General features: G+C 74.8%; 16 protein-coding genes. 9 read left to right on the plus strand and 7 right to left on the minus strand.

The features are described from left to right. Nucleotides 1-65: 65 nt before the first annotated feature. Genes ACFPL3_RS36305 through ACFPL3_RS36345 form a run of 9 tightly spaced genes read left to right on the plus strand, consistent with a single transcriptional unit; the run spans nucleotide 66 to nucleotide 6,222 of the window. Nucleotides 66-818: a carbohydrate ABC transporter permease gene (locus tag ACFPL3_RS36305; RefSeq protein ID WP_343937468.1), complete on the plus strand. Its 753-nt coding sequence runs from the start codon at nucleotides 66-68 to the stop codon at nucleotides 816-818. A gap of 15 nt (nucleotides 819-833) precedes the next feature. Continuing rightward, on the plus strand, nucleotides 834-1,598 hold the full coding sequence (locus ACFPL3_RS36310; protein ID WP_343937442.1) for a ThuA domain-containing protein: 765 nt from the start codon (nucleotides 834-836) through the stop codon (nucleotides 1,596-1,598). After that, the gene (locus ACFPL3_RS36315) at nucleotides 1,595-2,686 is read left to right on the plus strand and encodes a Gfo/Idh/MocA family protein (RefSeq protein ID WP_343937440.1); all 1,092 of its coding nucleotides are present in this window, start codon (nucleotides 1,595-1,597) and stop codon (nucleotides 2,684-2,686) included. The genes ACFPL3_RS36310 and ACFPL3_RS36315 overlap by 4 nt, the downstream gene beginning before the upstream one ends. Before the next feature lie 19 nt (nucleotides 2,687-2,705). Continuing rightward, the gene (locus ACFPL3_RS36320) at nucleotides 2,706-3,206 is read left to right on the plus strand and encodes a 2'-5' RNA ligase family protein (RefSeq protein ID WP_343937438.1); all 501 of its coding nucleotides are present in this window, start codon (nucleotides 2,706-2,708) and stop codon (nucleotides 3,204-3,206) included. A gap of 57 nt (nucleotides 3,207-3,263) precedes the next feature. Continuing rightward, complete coding sequence (locus ACFPL3_RS36325) at nucleotides 3,264-3,611, plus strand: YbaB/EbfC family nucleoid-associated protein (RefSeq protein WP_343937436.1); 348 nt, start codon at nucleotides 3,264-3,266, stop codon at nucleotides 3,609-3,611. Then, entirely contained in the window at nucleotides 3,611-3,910 is a 300-nt protein-coding gene (locus tag ACFPL3_RS36330; RefSeq protein WP_343937434.1) for a hypothetical protein, read from the plus strand. Before ACFPL3_RS36325 ends, ACFPL3_RS36330 begins: the two co-directional genes overlap by 1 nt. Then, nucleotides 3,907-4,770, plus strand: coding sequence for a hypothetical protein (locus tag ACFPL3_RS36335; RefSeq protein WP_343937432.1), 864 nt, complete (start codon nucleotides 3,907-3,909; stop codon nucleotides 4,768-4,770). The genes ACFPL3_RS36330 and ACFPL3_RS36335 overlap by 4 nt, the downstream gene beginning before the upstream one ends. A 32-nt stretch (nucleotides 4,771-4,802) precedes the next feature. Beyond that, entirely contained in the window at nucleotides 4,803-5,246 is a 444-nt protein-coding gene (locus ACFPL3_RS36340; protein ID WP_343937430.1) for an SRPBCC family protein, read from the plus strand. A 34-nt stretch (nucleotides 5,247-5,280) separates the two neighbouring features. Next, complete coding sequence (locus tag ACFPL3_RS36345) at nucleotides 5,281-6,222, plus strand: carbohydrate kinase family protein (RefSeq protein WP_379590445.1); 942 nt, start codon at nucleotides 5,281-5,283, stop codon at nucleotides 6,220-6,222. Nucleotides 6,223-6,335: 113 nt separating this feature from the next. Here the strand turns inward: ACFPL3_RS36345 and ACFPL3_RS36350 are convergent, their stop codons facing one another. From ACFPL3_RS36350 to ACFPL3_RS36380, 7 genes are read right to left on the minus strand one after another with little or no spacing between them, the layout of a single operon-like run. Then, entirely contained in the window at nucleotides 6,336-7,421 is a 1,086-nt protein-coding gene (locus tag ACFPL3_RS36350; protein WP_343937428.1) for a right-handed parallel beta-helix repeat-containing protein, read from the minus strand. Further along, nucleotides 7,418-8,236 (minus strand): glycoside hydrolase family 16 protein, encoded by an 819-nt coding sequence (locus ACFPL3_RS36355; RefSeq protein ID WP_343937464.1) that lies wholly within the window; start codon nucleotides 8,234-8,236, stop codon nucleotides 7,418-7,420. Before ACFPL3_RS36355 ends, ACFPL3_RS36350 begins: the two co-directional genes overlap by 4 nt. A gap of 56 nt (nucleotides 8,237-8,292) precedes the next feature. After that, on the minus strand, nucleotides 8,293-9,312 hold the full coding sequence (locus ACFPL3_RS36360; RefSeq protein WP_343937426.1) for a PHP domain-containing protein: 1,020 nt from the start codon (nucleotides 9,310-9,312) through the stop codon (nucleotides 8,293-8,295). Nucleotides 9,313-9,331: 19 nt separating this feature from the next. Beyond that, a complete protein-coding gene (locus ACFPL3_RS36365; protein ID WP_343937424.1) occupies nucleotides 9,332-10,876 on the minus strand; it encodes a CYTH and CHAD domain-containing protein in 1,545 nt (514 codons plus the stop codon). A gap of 31 nt (nucleotides 10,877-10,907) precedes the next feature. Then, nucleotides 10,908-12,320, minus strand: a complete 1,413-nt coding sequence (locus ACFPL3_RS36370; protein WP_343937422.1) for an AMP-binding protein — start codon at nucleotides 12,318-12,320, stop codon at nucleotides 10,908-10,910. After that, the gene (locus ACFPL3_RS36375) at nucleotides 12,317-13,732 is read right to left on the minus strand and encodes an FAD-binding oxidoreductase (RefSeq protein ID WP_343937420.1); all 1,416 of its coding nucleotides are present in this window, start codon (nucleotides 13,730-13,732) and stop codon (nucleotides 12,317-12,319) included. The genes ACFPL3_RS36370 and ACFPL3_RS36375 overlap by 4 nt, the downstream gene beginning before the upstream one ends. Before the next feature lie 11 nt (nucleotides 13,733-13,743). Beyond that, complete coding sequence (locus ACFPL3_RS36380; RefSeq protein ID WP_379590440.1) at nucleotides 13,744-14,700, minus strand: NAD(P)/FAD-dependent oxidoreductase; 957 nt, start codon at nucleotides 14,698-14,700, stop codon at nucleotides 13,744-13,746. Nucleotides 14,701-14,886: the final 186 nt, after the last annotated feature.

Consider the following 14,886-nt stretch of genomic DNA (forward strand, 5'->3'; position numbering starts at 1 on the left):
GGCCCGCCGTGACACAGACCCGCGGGTGGGGCAGCACCGCCGTCGGCGTGCTGCTGCTCGCCGTCATGCTGTTCCCGCTGTACTGGATGCTCAACGTGTCGCTGCAGCCCGCGGGCTCGGCCGTCGGCACGCCGTGGATCCCGCTCGAGCCGTCGCTGGACGGCTACGCCACCGCACTGCGCGACCAGGGCCGCAACCTGGTCACCAGCCTGGTGGTGGCGGCCGGGAGCGTGGTGTTCAGCCTGCTGGTGGCCACGCCCGCCGCGTACGCGCTGGCGCAGTTCAAGGTGCGCGGCGCGGGCGTGGTGCTGTTCGGGATCCTGATCAGCCAGATGATCCCGGGCATCGTCGTGGCCAACGCGCTCTACGACGCCTACAGCGACCTCGGCCTGCTCAACTCGATCCCCGGCCTGATCCTCGCCGACTCCACGCACGGCATCCCGTTCGCCATCCTGATCATGCGGGCGTACCTGCTCGCGATCCCGGGCGAGGTCATCGAGGCCGCCCGCGTGGACGGGGCGGGGCAGATCCGCGCGTTCGTCTCGATCGTCGTGCCGATGAGCCGCAACGCGCTGGTGACGGCGGCGCTGTTCACGTTCCTGTTCACGTGGAGCGACTTCCTGTTCGCGCTCACGCTCACCACCACCGAGACGGTGCGGCCGGTCACCCTCGGGATCTACCAGTACATCGGCACGTACGTGAACGACTGGAGCTCGGTGATGGCCACCGCCGTGCTCGCCTCCATCCCGGCAGTGGTGCTGCTGCTCGTGGCCCAGCGATTCGTCGCCGCAGGCGTCGCCAGCGGCGCGGTGAAGTAGAGAGGACGCAATTCTGTGACTCCCGTCCGCGTGACCGTCTGGGGCGAGAACCGCCACGAGAAGATCGAGGAACACGTTCGCAAGATCTACCCCGACGGCATGCACGAGACGATCGCCGACGGCATCCGGGAGAACCTGGGTGACGGTGCGGTCGTGCGCACCGTCACCCTCGACGACCCGGAGCACGGGCTCACCGAGGAGGCGCTGCAGGACACCGACGTGCTGGTCTGGTGGGGCCACGCCGCCCACGGCGAGGTCGCCGACGAGGTGGTGGAGCGGGTCCACCAGCACGTGCTGTCCGGCATGGGCCTCGTCGTGCTGCACTCCGGGCACTGGTCGAAGATCTTCATGAAGCTCATGGGCACCAGCTGCACGCTGCGCTGGCGCAGCGAGCACGACCGCGAGCTGATCTGGACCGTCGACCCCACCCACCCGATCGCCGATGGCGTGCCGCACCCCCTCGAGATCGAGGAGGACGAGATGTACGGGGAGTTCTTCGACATCCCCGCCCCCGACGAGCTGATCTTCATCAGTACGTTCTCCGGCGGGGAGGCGTTCCGCAGCGGCTGCACCTTCCACCGCGGCTACGGCAAGATCTTCTACTTCCGCCCCGGCGACCAGGACTACCCCACCTACCACCACAAGGACGTCCGGCGGGTGATCGCCAACGGCGTGAAGTGGGCGAGGACGGACCGGCCCGAGCGCACCGCACCCGTGCTCCTGCGCTACGAGACCGGCGAGTTCTTCAAGGGCGCCGGCTACACGGGGCCGCTCGGATGACCGTCCCGGACCCGTTGCGGGTGGTGCTGGTCGGCGCAGGCCTCATGGGGCGGGCCTGGCGCGACACGATCGAGGCCGCCCCGGACGTCGAGCTGGCCGGGATCGCCGACATCGACCCGGCCGCCGCCGCGGAGGCCGCGGCGGCGCTCGGCAGGCCGGTCCCCACCGGCACCGACGGCGTCGCCCTCGCCGCCGCCACCGGGGCACGCGCGATCGTGAACGTCACCGTGCCGGAGGCCCACCACCCCGTCACCACCGCGGCCCTGTTCGCCGGGCTCGACGTGCTCGGCGAGAAGCCGGTGGCCCCGACCGTGGCGCAGGCGCTCTCCCTCGCCGCGGCCAGCGAGGTCACCGGGCGGCTGTTCATGGTGAGCCAGTCGCGGCGGTGGAACCCGCAGCTGTTCGCGCTGCGGGCCATGGCGGAGGAGCTCGGCGCCGCGGGCTCGCTCACCACCGAGTTCTTCCGGGCCCCGCACTTCCCCGGGTTCCGGGAGGAGATGGCCCACCCGCTGCTGGTCGACATGGCCATCCACCCGTTCGACTCGGCCCGGTTCGTGCTCGGCGCCGAGCCGGTCGCCGCGTACTGCGAGTCGCACAACCCGCCCTGGAGCTGGTTCGCGGGCGACGCCGCCGCCACCGCGGTGTTCGAGATGACCGGCGGTGTCCGCTACACCTACGCGGGCAGCTGGTGCAGCCCGGGCAGGCAGACGTCCTGGAACGGGGAGTGGCGGCTGTCCGCCGAGAAGGGCTCCGCCCACTGGGACGGCGACCACGACCCGGTCCTCGAGGCCGAGTTCACCCCCGCGGCCCGCACGCCGTCGCCGTTCTCCGGCATCGAGGGCGCGCTCGTCGTGTTCACCGACGCCCTGCGCACCGGCGTGCCCCCGATGGGCGAGGTGCACGAGAACGTGCTGAGCCTCGCGATGGTGGAGGCCACCGTGCGCTCGGCCGACAGCGGCCGTCGGGTGCTGATCGACGACGTGCTCGCCGAGGCCCACGCCGAGGCGATCCGGAACGAGGCGAACCCCGACGTCCGGGACGCCCTCGCCGCATGGCCCTCGGTGCGGGGGGTGCTCACGGGCGGCTGACGGACCCTACGCTGGGGCGATGCGGCTGTTCGTCGCCGTCCGGCCGCCCGCCCACGTCGTCGACGTCCTCGCCGCACTGCCCCGTGAGCCCGTCGCGGGCGTCACGTGGTCGGTGCCCGAGCAGTGGGTGGTGAAGCTGCGCCCGCTCGGGCACGTGCCGGAACACCTCGTCGGGCCGCTCGCCACGGCGCTGTCCGACGAGCTGGCGGGCGTGCCGCCGGCGCGCTGCACCCTCGGCCCGGCCACCCGCAGGCTGGGCGGGCAGTGGCTCGGGGCACCGGTCTCCGGTCTGGACGACCTCGCCGCCGTCGTGTTCGACGCGACGGTCGGCCTGGTGCCGGTGACCCACCCGCAGCCGTTCCAGGCCGACGTCGTGCTGGCCCGGGGCCGCGTGCCCGCCGCGCTCGCCGGCCGGCCGGTCGTGGCGGAGTGGACCGCGCACCGGGTCGCCCTCGTGGCCGACCGGTCCGCCCCGCGCCGCCCGCTCCTGGAGGACCTCGCGTCCTTCGCGCTGGGGTAGCGGGCAGTTCTGTGAAACGGCCCCGCGAGCGGGTGGCCGCCGCTTACCGTCCCAGCCATGGACGGACGCGAATGGCTCGCCGACTACCGCCACCGCCTCGAGGACGTCCGGGCCCGCGCGGCCCGGGCCGAGCAGGAGCTGGCCGGCGTCTCCGGCACGGCCACGAGCCGCGACGGCGCGGTCACGGTCACGGTCGACCAGTCCGGTGCGCTGCAGCACCTGGAGCTCACCACGCACGCGGAGGCGCTGTCGCGCCAGGAGCTCGCCGCCACCGTGCTCGACACCTCCCGCCTCGCCCGGCAGGACGCGGCGCGGCGGGCCGAGGCCGCGCTCGTGCCGGTCTTCGGCGAGCGCAGCGCGGCCATGCAGGTGCTGCGCGCGCACCTCGCCGTGCCGGAGCGGTGATGGAGGGGTTCCGGTTCGAGGAGGACGACCTGTCGCGCCACGCCAGGGAGGTCGACGCGCTCACCGCCCGGCTGCGCACCGCCGGCGGGGCAGGCACCCCGCTCGACCTCGGCGCGTACGGGGTGATCGGCCGGGTGTTCGCGGTGGCGGTGGTGGACGCCGCAGGCGAAGCGTCCCGCTCGGTCGGCCGGCTCGCCGACGGCTCCCGGGCGCTCGGCGACGGTGTGCGGGCCGCCGTCCACGAGTACCTGGAGGCCGAGCGGCGCGCCGCCGCACCGCTGCGCGGGATCGACCCGTGACCGCGCAGCCGCTCGACTGGGAGGGCGCGGGCGTGGCGTCGAGCTGGGCCGACCTGGGCGCCGCCCTCTCCGCGGAGCACGTCGACCCGTTCCAGGTGGCCTTCACCGCCGCCGGGGCGGGCCTCGACACCCTCGGCTTCGTCGCCGACCCCCTCGACAGCCTGCTCACGGCCGGGCTGGGCTGGCTCGTCGAGCACGTGTGGTTCCTGCGCGAGCCGCTCGACGCCCTCGCCGGCGATCCCGCGCAGATCACCGCCGAGGCGCGCACCTGGCACCACGTCGGCGTCGAGCTCGGCGCGGTCGCCCAGCAGCACCGCGCGGCCGCGGAGGCCCTCGGCGCGTGGGAGGGCGTCGCGGCCGACGGCTACCGCGTGGCCGCCGACCTGTTCGGCGGCGCGCTCGAGCAGGCCGGGCGCGACGCCGCCCGGCTCGCGGAGTTGATCCTCGGCTCCGGTGCGCAGGTGGGCACCGTGCGGGCGCTGGTCCGCGACGGGATCGTCGGGTGGGTCGTCGAGGCCGTCGAGACGGCGGTGCTGGCCGGGGTCGCGGCGCTGGTCACCGCGGGCGGGGCGCTGGGTGTCGGCGCTGTCCGGCTGATCACGAGCGCCGTCTCCCTCGCCCACCAGCTCTCGCGGCTGGTGGGCAGGCTGCTCGACGCGATGATCCTCGCCGGCGGCACCGCCGCGCAGATCAGCGGTGCGATCCGGCAGAGCGCCGCCGTCGTCGGCGCGGCCCGGCCCGTCGTGCGCGACGCCGAACGGGCCGCCGAGCACATCGGGGCCGCCCGGTTCGTCGAGTACGGCAAGCAGCACGCCACCGCCGCGCAGGGGGAACGCGGGTGGGGGCAGGCCCCGTCGTGACCACCGGTGCCCGGTGGCGGCAGGATGGCGCCATGGCACAGGTGACGGCGCGGACCGAGCGCACGATCGACGCCCCCGCCGAGCGGGTGCGCGCGGCGCTCGCCGACTACGAGAAGGTGCGGCCGGCGATCCTCACCGAGCACTACCGCGACTACCGCGTGGAGGCCGGCGGCCAGGGCGAGGGCACCCGCGTGCACTGGCTGCTGCAGGCCACCAGCAAGCGGGTGCGCGACCAGCTGGTGGAGGTCAGCACCCCCGGCACCGACCGGATCGTCGAGCGCGACACCAACTCGAGCATGGTCACCACCTGGACCGTCACGCCCGCCGGGGACGACCGCAGCGTCGTCGCCGTCGAGAGCAGCTGGAACGGCGCCGGCGGGATCGGCGGCTTCTTCGAGCGCACGTTCGCCCCCAAGGGCCTGCAGCGGATCCACGACGGCGTGCTCGCGAATCTCGCGACCACGCTGCGCGGCTGAGGGGGTCACCATCACCGCAGGGGTTGAGAACGGCATCGTCGCCGTCGCGGGCGAGGCGCTGGTCGACATGGTTCCGGCGCCCGTCGGGGAGTACTTCGAGGCCGCGCCTGGCGGCAGCCCCGCCAATGTGGCGGTGGCGCTCGCGAGGCTGGGCGTGCCCGCGCGGCTGCTCGCCCGGATCGCCGACGACATGCTCGGCCGCCGTGTCCGCGACCACCTCACAGGCAACGGCGTGCAGCTCGACCACGCCGTCCGCGCCACCGAGCAGACCACGCTCGCGATGGTGTCCGTCGGCCCCGACGGCGGCGCGAGCTACGACTTCCGCGTGGCCGGCACCGCCGACTGGCAGTGGAGCGCCGACGAGCTCGACGGCGCGCTCGACGGGCCCGTCGTCGCCCTGCACTCCGGGTCGCTCGCGCTCACCATGCCGCCCGGCGCCGCCGCACTGCGCGAGCTGATCACCAAGGCCGCGGACACCGCCACGATCAGCTACGACCCCAACTGCCGCCCCCTGCTGATGGGCGAGCCCGCCGACGTGCTGGCCGGCGTGCACGAGCTGCTGGCCGTCGCCGACGTCGTGAAGGTCAGCAACGAGGACCTCGAGTGGCTCCTTCCCGGCACCCGCCCCGAGCAGGTGGTGGAGGACTGGTTGGCGCGCGGCCCGGCCGTCGTCGCGATCACGCTCGGCGGCGACGGCGTGCTGGCCGGCACCGCGTCGGGCGTGCGCGCCCGCCGCCCCGGCGTCCCCATCACGGTGATCGACACCGTGGGCGCGGGCGACACGTTCTCCGCCGCCCTGCTCGCCGGGCTGCACCGGCGCGGGCTGCTGGGCGCGGCCAACCGCCCCGCCCTGCGCGCCGTCGACGCCGACACCCTCGACACCCTGCTCGACGAAGCCGCCCTGGCGGCCGCGATCACCTGCAGCCGGCGGGGCGCCGACCCGCCCACCGCCGACGACCTGGCCGCGTTCCGCTGAACCATGATCACCGGCCGGGCGTGTTTCCCGACACCTCGCGTCGGGGAACGCACCGATACGACGATCAAGCACCACGCGCGAGCGCTAGCTGCCCTCCCACCAACGGTGCGGGTTCAGCCGAACCCGGGTGTGCGTGAGCACGGGCGCGTCGGGTCGTCCATGCCGTCGGTGTGGGCGCCCACCACGTCGCCGCCGACGTTGCCGTGCATCAGGTTGCCGCAGATCGCGCCGTGCGGCCCGGGGTCCTGCACCTTGATGCCACCGCGGGCGTTGTCGGTGATCACGTTGTGGTGGACGGCGTTGCCCACCGCGTCGCCGGGGCGGTCGCCACCGATCCGGATGCCGGCCGCGGCGTTGTGGTGGATGTGGTTGTAGCGGAACGTGTTGGACGGGCCGCGCGCGTCCATCGCGCCCGAGCTGCCGTTGCGGGGTTGCTGGCCGGTGCAGCTGTTGTGCGCGACGTCGTTGTCGCGGGCGGCCTCCTTGATGTCGACGCACTCGCCGCCGCGCGTGTCGATGGTGTTGCCGTGTACGAGGTTGCCGTTGCTGAGGTCGGGGTCCGGGGTGGGGTTGCGGTCGAGCTGCTCGGGCGCCGTACCGATGTAGATGCCCTCGCCGTTCTGGCCCGACCCGGTGTTCGGCACGGCGAAGTCGTGCACGCCGCACGGGCCGATCGTGTTGCCCGCGACCACGTTGTCCGAGGCGAAGTACTTGAGGCGGATGCACTCGTCGCCCAGGTTCGTCACCCGCAGGTCGAGGATCCGCGCGCCGGTCACGCCGTCGTGCGGCACCGTGCCCTGCACCCAGATCCCCTTCCCGCGGAAGCACGCCTCCACGAGCTCCGCGCAGACGCGGCCGTCGATGGTGAAGCCGCGCAGCGTCGTGTCGTCGTGTCGGACGTCCACCACCCGCTGGCTGCCGGCCGCGCCCCTCAGCACCGCGTCCCGCGGGCCCTCGATCGTCACGCCGGGCCGCACCGTCACCACGGCCTCGTCGTAGGTCCCGGGGCGCAGGAGCACGGTCTCGCCGGGCCCGGCGACGGCGAGCGCCCGGGTGATCGTCCGGAACGGCCGCTGCTCCGCGCCCGTGCCGGATCCGTCATCGCCGCCAGCGGGGTCCACGACGTGGCGGGCCGGGGTCGGCGCGGCCAGCCCGCAGCAGACCGCGACGGCCACCGCGAGCACGCCGATGGGGATCACGGCAGGCGGCGCGGAGCGCGGTCGGGGTAGTCGTCGGGCTGGCCGGTGGCCGGGTCCCCGGGGGCGAGCGACAGCTCGGCGGGCTCGCTCTCCGGCAACGCCCACTGCTTCGCCCAGTCCATGTGCATCGCGGCCGGCCCGCCCGCGGGCGGGAAGTAGTCCAGCTGCATCGTCATGTTCATCGGCCGCGGCGGGAACTTCTCGGTGTCGGTGTTCGAGTACCACTCCTCGCCGTTCACGTACGCGGTGATCGCGGTCGGGGTCCACTCGAGGGCGAAGGCCGACCACTGCGTGGCGTCGTGCCGCACGGACCCGTGGTCCTGGTCGTTCTCCGGGCCGTAGTGGAGGAAGAAGTCCGTCTCCTGCCGGTCGTCGGAGGTGATCTCCATCCAGTCGATCTCGCCGCCCACCGGGAAGTCCTCGGCCACCGGCCAGAGCAGCAGCAGGGCGTTGAAGCCGCCGTGGGCCGCCTCGGAACGCACACACGCCTCCCACCGCCCGTAGCGCTGTCCGGGGTGCCAGCTCATCGCGCCGGTGGTGCCGTCCTCGGTGGCCGAGATCGTGACGACGCCGTCGGCCACCGTGATCGCCTCCGGGGTGCGGATCCCCTCCTTGCTGTGGCCGGGCTCGGGACCGTACGGGTGCCAGTCGCCGGGCAGGCCGTCGGAGAAGTCGGAGCGGCGGGTCGGTTCACCCCAGCCGAAGCGCTCGGCGGCCGTGGTGGCGCACTCGGACGGGTCCGCGGGCGCGGGCGGGGCCTGGCCTGCGGCGAGCACGGCCAGCGCGCTCATCACCGCCGGCAGGAAATCGGACATCTGCACCACTGACACCTCCTGCCCCATTGGAACCGGCGGGAGGGTGTGGCGCGAGATCAGCCACGCGGACGGGTGAGACGCTCCGGCGACCAGGTGTTGCGGATCCGCTCGGTGGGCACCTCGCACTCGGCCGCGCGCTCGCAGCCGTTGCGCAGCCAGTCGAGCTGGCCGGGGGCGTGCGCGTCGGTGTCGATCGTGAACTCGCACCCCGCCTCGACGGCCTGGCGCAGCAGCCGCCGCGGCGGGTCGAGCCGCTCGGGTCGGGAGTTCACCTCGACGGCCACGCCGCGCTCGGCGCACGCCGCGAACACCGCGTCGGCGTCGAACTGCGACTCCGGGCGCTTGCGGTTGCCCGTGACCATGCGGCCGGTGCAGTGGCCCAGCACGTCGACGTGCGGGTTGTCGATGGCCGTGAGCATCCGCTCCGTCATCTCCGCGCGCGGCATCCGCAGCTTCGAGTGCACCGACGCGACCACGACGTCGAGCTGGGCGAGCAGCTCTTCGTCCTGGTCGAGCGAGCCGTCCTCGTTGATGTCGACCTCGATGCCGGTGAGCACCCGGAACCCCGTGAGCTCGGCGTTGAGCTCCGCGATGTCCGCCAGCTGCGCGCGCAGCCGCTCGGCCGACAACCCGTTCGCGACGGTGAGCCGCGGCGAGTGGTCGGTGATCACGAGGTACTCGTGGCCGAGCGCCTGCGCGGTCTCGACCATCTCCCGCAGCGGCGAGCCGCCGTCGGAGGCGTCGGTGTGGCTGTGGCAGTCGCCGCGGATCGCCTCGCGCAGCGCCTCGGCGGCCCGATCGAGCGGGGTCGGCTCGATCTCCTCGAGCTTCTGCAGGTACGCGGGCGGTTCGCCGCGCACCGACTCCGCCACGCACTTCGCCGTGACCTCGCCGATCCCCTTGAGCCGCACCAGTTCCCCGGTGCGCACGAGCCGCGCGATCTCCTCCGGGTCCCGCTTGCGCAGCACGGCCGCCGCGGTGCGGAACGCCCGCACCCGGTAGGTCGACTCGTGCGCGCGCTCCAGCAGGAAGGCGATGCGCCGCAGGTCGGCCACGGCGTCCCGGGGGTCGGTCACGCCCGCGATCGTCGCACGGTCAGCGGAGCCAGCGGCGGTTGCGGGGCTGCCAGGCGTCGGCCCACAGCCGCGGGAGCTCCTCCTCGATGCGCTGGGCCCGTGCCTCGTCCCGCCCGTACAGCACGCCGAACGCGAACCCGTTCTCCCCGCTCTCGTGCGACAGCGCGGCGAGCTCGCGCAGTGCGTCGCGGGCCACCACGGTGTCCTGGTGCTCGCCGAGGGCCTGCTGGAACCCCTTCATGCACTTGGCGAACCGCTTGGCGTCCCTCCCGACGGCCGGGCGCGCCACCTCCGTGGCGTACCGCAAGCGCTTGCCCGCCTTGCGGGCGGCGTGCACGGCCGGGTCGCGCTCCTCGGCGGGCTTCTCCGGGTCGACCGCCACGCTGACGGCCCGGTCGAGCCGCCGCGCGGCGCGGGCGACGTGGCGCGGCAGTTCCTTGCGTGCCTTGCGGCGGGCCCGCTTCGCGAGCGGTGGCCTGCGCACGAGGTCGTCCAGGTCGCGGCGCAGCCGGGCGTACGCCTCGCCGTCGAGGGTGCTGAGCACGGCGGCCGCGGTCTCCTGCTCCACCCGCCCGTAGTGCCGCGTGACCCGCGCCTGCACGGGTCCGAGCAGGAGTTCGGGGTCGAGCTCGGCGAGGCCGTCGCGGATGCGGGCGTGCAGTACCTCGGCGTCGCGGGCCGGGGCGAGGGCTCGGCCGAACTCGCGCAGGGCGTGGACGATCGGCTCGGTGCGATCGCGGTCGAGCAACCCGCGGTAGGCCTGCAGCGCACTGCGCACCCGCCGCGACGCCACGCGCAGCTGGTGCACGGAGTCGTGCTCGCCGCGCCGCGCCCGCAGGTCCTCGGCCGCGAGCCGGTCGATGTGCTGGGCCAGGTACGCGACCAGCGCCTCACCGGCCGAACCCGGCTTCGCCCGCTTCCCGCCCGGGCGACGGCCCGGCTCCGGGTCGGCGGGCCGCAGGAGCCGGTCGAGCTCGGCCTCCGCGGTGGTCGACGCGGGCTGCAGCCCGACCCCGGCGAGCCGGCGCGCGGCGGCGTCCGCCAGTTCGTCGGCGGCTCCCCCGCCCACCTGCACCTCGGTCCACGCCGACCCCTCGGTGGAGGAGCCCAGCGTGGCGACCGTGACGTGGTCGTGGACGATCGTGCCGATCTGACGGTCGTCGTCGCCCAGCAGCTTCACGCCGGTCCGAATGCGGCGCAGCTGCCCCACCGGGTGCAGCTCACCCTCCCGGACGACGCCCCGCACCAGCTCGGCCAGCTCACCCGGCACCTCGGGCACCGGCGGCGCGTCCGGCGCGAGGGGGACGCGCAGGTCCTCGGCGTGCGCGGCGTCGGGCAGGTCGAGCCGCCAGTGGTGCTGCTCCCCCTCCGCCCGGTGCACGGCCAGCGTGATGCCGGCCGCGGCGAGCCTGCGGTCCGCGGTGTCGAACCGCTCGACCTCGATCACCTGGCGCGGCAGGGGTTCCTGCCGCCGCACGCCGGGGAGGGCGTCGTATCGGGGGGTTCCGGCCTCGGCGGATCCGCGGAACGTGCGGCTCTCTGTGCGGGTCGTCGTGTCCGTCATCCGAGAAGGGTCCCCCAATCGCGCTACGCAATCACTCCTGCGGAAGGCGGGACTTCTGCACCTTCCCCATGTCGTTGCGCGGCAGCGCCTCGGTGAACCGCACCTCGCGCGGCCGCTTGTGCGGGGCGAGCAGCGCGGCGACGTGGTCGATCAGCTCCCGTTCGCCCGGCGCGGCACCCGCGGGCACGACGTGCGCCACGATCCGTTCCCCGAGGTCGGGATCCGGCACCCCGACGACCGCGGCCTCGGCCACCCCGGGGTGTTCGAGCAGCGCGTTCTCGATCTCGCCCGCGCCGATCTTGTAGCCACCGGACTTGATCAGGTCGGTGGCGCTGCGGCCGACGATCGCGAGCGCGCCGCTCTCGGTCCAGCGGCCGATGTCGCCGGTGGCGAACCAGCCGTCCTCGGTGTGCGCGGCGGCCGTGGCGTCGGGGCGGTTGAGGTAGCCGGTGAACAGGCTGGGACCGCGTACCTCGACCGCGCCGAGCCCGTCGTCGCTGCCCCCGGGCAGGGGCGCGAGGCGCATCTCGGTGCCGCGCAACGGCCGCCCGACCGTGCCGACCTCGGGCTCGTCGGCAGCACGCGCCGCCGTGAGGATCAGCGTCTCGGTGAGCCCGTACCGCTCGCGGACGGACAGGCCGGTGGCGCGGTGCAGCCGGGCGTGGTCGACGGCCGTGAGCGCGGCCGAACCAGACACGAGCAGCCGCGCGCGCCCGATCTCCTTCGCCGACTCCGGGTCGGACTCGAGCTGGTCGGCGAGGCGGTGGTACTGCGTGGGCACCCCGAACACCATCGACGCCCCGGCCGCCGCCAGCACGGGCGCGTCGAGCCTGCCGATGTGGTGCAGGCTCCCGCCCCGGCGCAGCGGGCCGAGCACGCCGAGCACCAGCCCGTGCACGTGGAACAGCGGCAGGGCGTGGGCGAGCAGGTCGTCGGCCGTCCAGTCCCAGGCCTCGGCCAGCGCGTCGAGGTCGTACGCCACGGCGCTGCGCGCGATCACCGCACCCTTCGGCGGGCCGGTGGTGCCGGAGGTGTAGATCACCAGCGCCGGGGAGTCCGCCGGGGGCTCGTGCGCGGGCACCGGGCCGTTCGCGCCGAGGTCGACGTCGAGCCGCGGCAGCGCGCCGAGCGGGCCGGGCAGCTGCACGCCGGGCGCGGCGAGCACGAGCTCGGGTGCGCAGTCACCCACCACGTGCCCCAGCTCGCGCTCCCCCAGCTTCGGGTTCACCGGCACCGCCGCGACGCCCGCGAGCAGCGCCGCCGTGACGCCGACCGCCGTGTGGATCGTCGGGGTGGCGTGCACGGCCACCCGCCCGCGGCCCGCGAGTGATCCGGCGAGGGCACCCGCGGCGCCGGCGAGCTGCCGGTAGGTCAGCGCGTCGTCGCCGAACCGCAGTGCGGGCCGGTCGTCCGGGTCGAGGAGGGCGGGGAACAGCGGATTCACGAAACCACCTTGCCGGGGTTGAGGATCCCGTTCGGATCCAGTGCCTGCTTCACCGCGCGCTGCAGCGCGAGGACCTCGGGGCCGAGCTCGGCGCGCATGCCCGGCAGCTTCAGCAGCCCCACGCCGTGCTCCCCGGTGACGGTGCCACCGAGGGCGAGCGCGGAGTCGACGATGTCGGCGAACGCGGCCTGCGCGCGGGCCTTCGCGGCCTCGTCGCCGTGCGGGGTGATCAGGAGCGGGTGCAGGTTGCCGTCGCCTGCGTGGGCGATGTTGGCGATCAGCACGTCGTGGCGCGCGGCGATCTCCTCGACGCGGGCGAGCATCTCGGCGAGGCGCCCGCGCGGGAGGCAGACGTCCTCGGTGAGCATGGCGTCGCCGCGCTGCTCCAGGGCGGGGTAGGCGAGCCGCCGGGCGTCGAAGAGCGCCTCCGCCTCGGTGGCGTCGGTGGAGAAGACCGCCTCCCGGGCACCCGCCGCCTCGAACTCGGCGTGGATGGCCGTGGCCTCCTGCTCGGCCGCGGGCTCGGGCAGGTCGGTCTGCGCGAGCAGCAGCACGGCGGCGTCCTCGGGCAGACCCGCGTGCTTCCAGGCGTTCACGGCGTGCAGGCACACCCGGTCGATCAGCTCGAACGCCGAGGGCTGCAGCCCGCGGGCCGTCACCCGGGACACCGCGTCGCCCGCCGCGGCGAGCGTGTCGAAGAAGCCGACCACCGTGCGCGGGCTGCCGGTGCGCAGTGGCCGCAACCGCACCGTGACCTCGGTGATCACGCCGAGCGTGCCCTCGGAGCCGACCATGAGGCCCGCGAGGTCGTAACCCGCCACGCCCTTCGCGGTGCGCCGCCCCACGCGCACCACCTCACCGGCGGCGGTGACGACCTCGAGGGCCAGCACGTAGTCGCGGGTGACACCGTACTTCACGCAGCACAGGCCGCCCGCGTTGGTGGCGACGTTGCCGCCGATCGTCGACCAGGGCGAGCTCGCCGGGTCCGGCGGGTACCACAGCCCGCGTTCCGCGGCGGCCGCGCGCAGATCGTCGTTGACGACGCCGGGCTGCACGACGGCGAGCCGCTCGGCCTCGTCGATCTCGACGATCTCGCGCATCCGCTCGGTGGACAGCACCACGCAGCCGTCCACCGCGTTCGCCCCGCCGGACAGGCCGGTGCCCGCGCCACGCGGTACCAGCGGTCGCCCGTGCCGGGCGCAGGCGCGCACGACCGCCGCGACCTCGGCCGTGGTCCGCGGCCGCACCACCGCGCTCGCCCGCCCGTACGCCGCCCATTCCGCCTCGTCGTGGAGGAAGGGCGCCACGACGTCCGGGTCGACGAGGACGCGGTCGGCCGGGAGCGCGGCGAGTAGATCGACCACCAGTGGATCGGCGAGTGGATCGGCGAGTGGATCAGCGGGGGCGGGCACAGCTCAGCACGCTAACCCGCCGCACGGTCGCGCCGCACGCGTTCGGCGAGCTCCTTTCCCAGCATGTGGCCCGAACGCCAGGCCGTCTCCACCCGCGGGCTGCCCCAGCCGTCACCGGCCAGCCCGATGCCGTCGGGCGTCAGGTGGAACAGCTCGTCGCGGGTGCCCTCCGGGGAGGCGTGCGGCCAGTGGTGCGCGAGCGTCCACTCCGGCGCCGCGCGCACACCGAGCAGCTCGCGCAGCGCGTCGAGCACCGGGGCGACCGCGCCTTCCGGGTCGGCCGCGTGGGCCCGGGCGACGTCGGCGGTGGTGTGGGCCACCAGGACGGGCGCGCGGTCACCGCGGCGGTCGCCGTCGTCGGCGATCGTGGTGAGCACCGGGTGGCCGTTGACGAACGCGGCCGGCAGCTCGGGCCACTGCCGCTGGGCCCAGCCCGCGGCCACGGCGATCGCGGGCTGCCACCCGCGCCCGGCCAGCCGGGTGGCCACCGGGTGACCCGGCTCCAGCAGCCGCAGCGCCTGCGGGTCGGGCATCGCGAGCACGACCGCGTCCGCCCGCTCACCGTCGACCACCGGGCCCGGGCCCACCCGCCGCACCTCCCGGCCCCGCTCCACGGGGAGCCCCGCCGCCAGGTCGGCGACGAGCGCGGCCAGCCCGCCGGGCGCCGCCCAGCGCTGGGGCCCGGGCGCCCGATCCGGCCCGCCGTCGCCCAGCACCGCGAGCTCGGACGTCCACGGCCGGGCCAGCCCTGCCGCCTCCCAGCGCCGCACGACCTGCGCGAAGCCCGGGTCGCGCACCGTGAAGTAGGCGGCCCCGAGGTCGACCGGCCTGCCGGCCACCACCCGGCCACCCATCCGTCCGCCGACCGCACCGGCCCGGTCCACCAGCCGCACGGGCACGCCCGCCGCGGCGAGCTCGACCGCGCAGGCCACCCCGGCGATGCCCGCACCCACCACCACGACGCCCACGCCCGGCAACGTACGCCGGGCCTAGTAAGTGCCTGAGTGGTTGAAAACGAGGACATCCCCCTAGTAAGTGCCTGAGTGGTTGAAAACGAGGACATCCCCCTGTTGTGGTGCTCGGGCTTGGTGTCCCAACCACGACAGGAGGATGTCGGTGTCCAACCCTAGACGGCTCTCCCGCGGTGATAACCG

Origin of the sequence: Pseudonocardia zijingensis (genome assembly GCF_042657305.1) — a bacterium.
Classification (GTDB): domain Bacteria; phylum Actinomycetota; class Actinomycetes; order Mycobacteriales; family Pseudonocardiaceae; genus Pseudonocardia; species Pseudonocardia zijingensis.

What these genes read in the sequence shown, in the direction of transcription:
- ACFPL3_RS36325 (WP_343937436.1), top strand. Translation starts at nt 3,264, where the DNA reads ATGGACGGACGCGAATGGCTCGCCGACTACCGCCACCGCCTCGAGGAC.
- ACFPL3_RS36330 (WP_343937434.1), top strand. Translation starts at nt 3,611, where the DNA reads ATGGAGGGGTTCCGGTTCGAGGAGGACGACCTGTCGCGCCACGCCAGG.
- ACFPL3_RS36305 (WP_343937468.1), top strand. Translation starts at nt 66, where the DNA reads ATGCTGTTCCCGCTGTACTGGATGCTCAACGTGTCGCTGCAGCCCGCG.
- ACFPL3_RS36340 (WP_343937430.1), top strand. Translation starts at nt 4,803, where the DNA reads ATGGCACAGGTGACGGCGCGGACCGAGCGCACGATCGACGCCCCCGCC.
- ACFPL3_RS36365 (WP_343937424.1), bottom strand. Translation starts at nt 10,876, where the DNA reads ATGACGGACACGACGACCCGCACAGAGAGCCGCACGTTCCGCGGATCC.
- ACFPL3_RS36355 (WP_343937464.1), bottom strand. Translation starts at nt 8,236, where the DNA reads ATGTCCGATTTCCTGCCGGCGGTGATGAGCGCGCTGGCCGTGCTCGCC.
- ACFPL3_RS36315 (WP_343937440.1), top strand. Translation starts at nt 1,595, where the DNA reads ATGACCGTCCCGGACCCGTTGCGGGTGGTGCTGGTCGGCGCAGGCCTC.
- ACFPL3_RS36320 (WP_343937438.1), top strand. Translation starts at nt 2,706, where the DNA reads ATGCGGCTGTTCGTCGCCGTCCGGCCGCCCGCCCACGTCGTCGACGTC.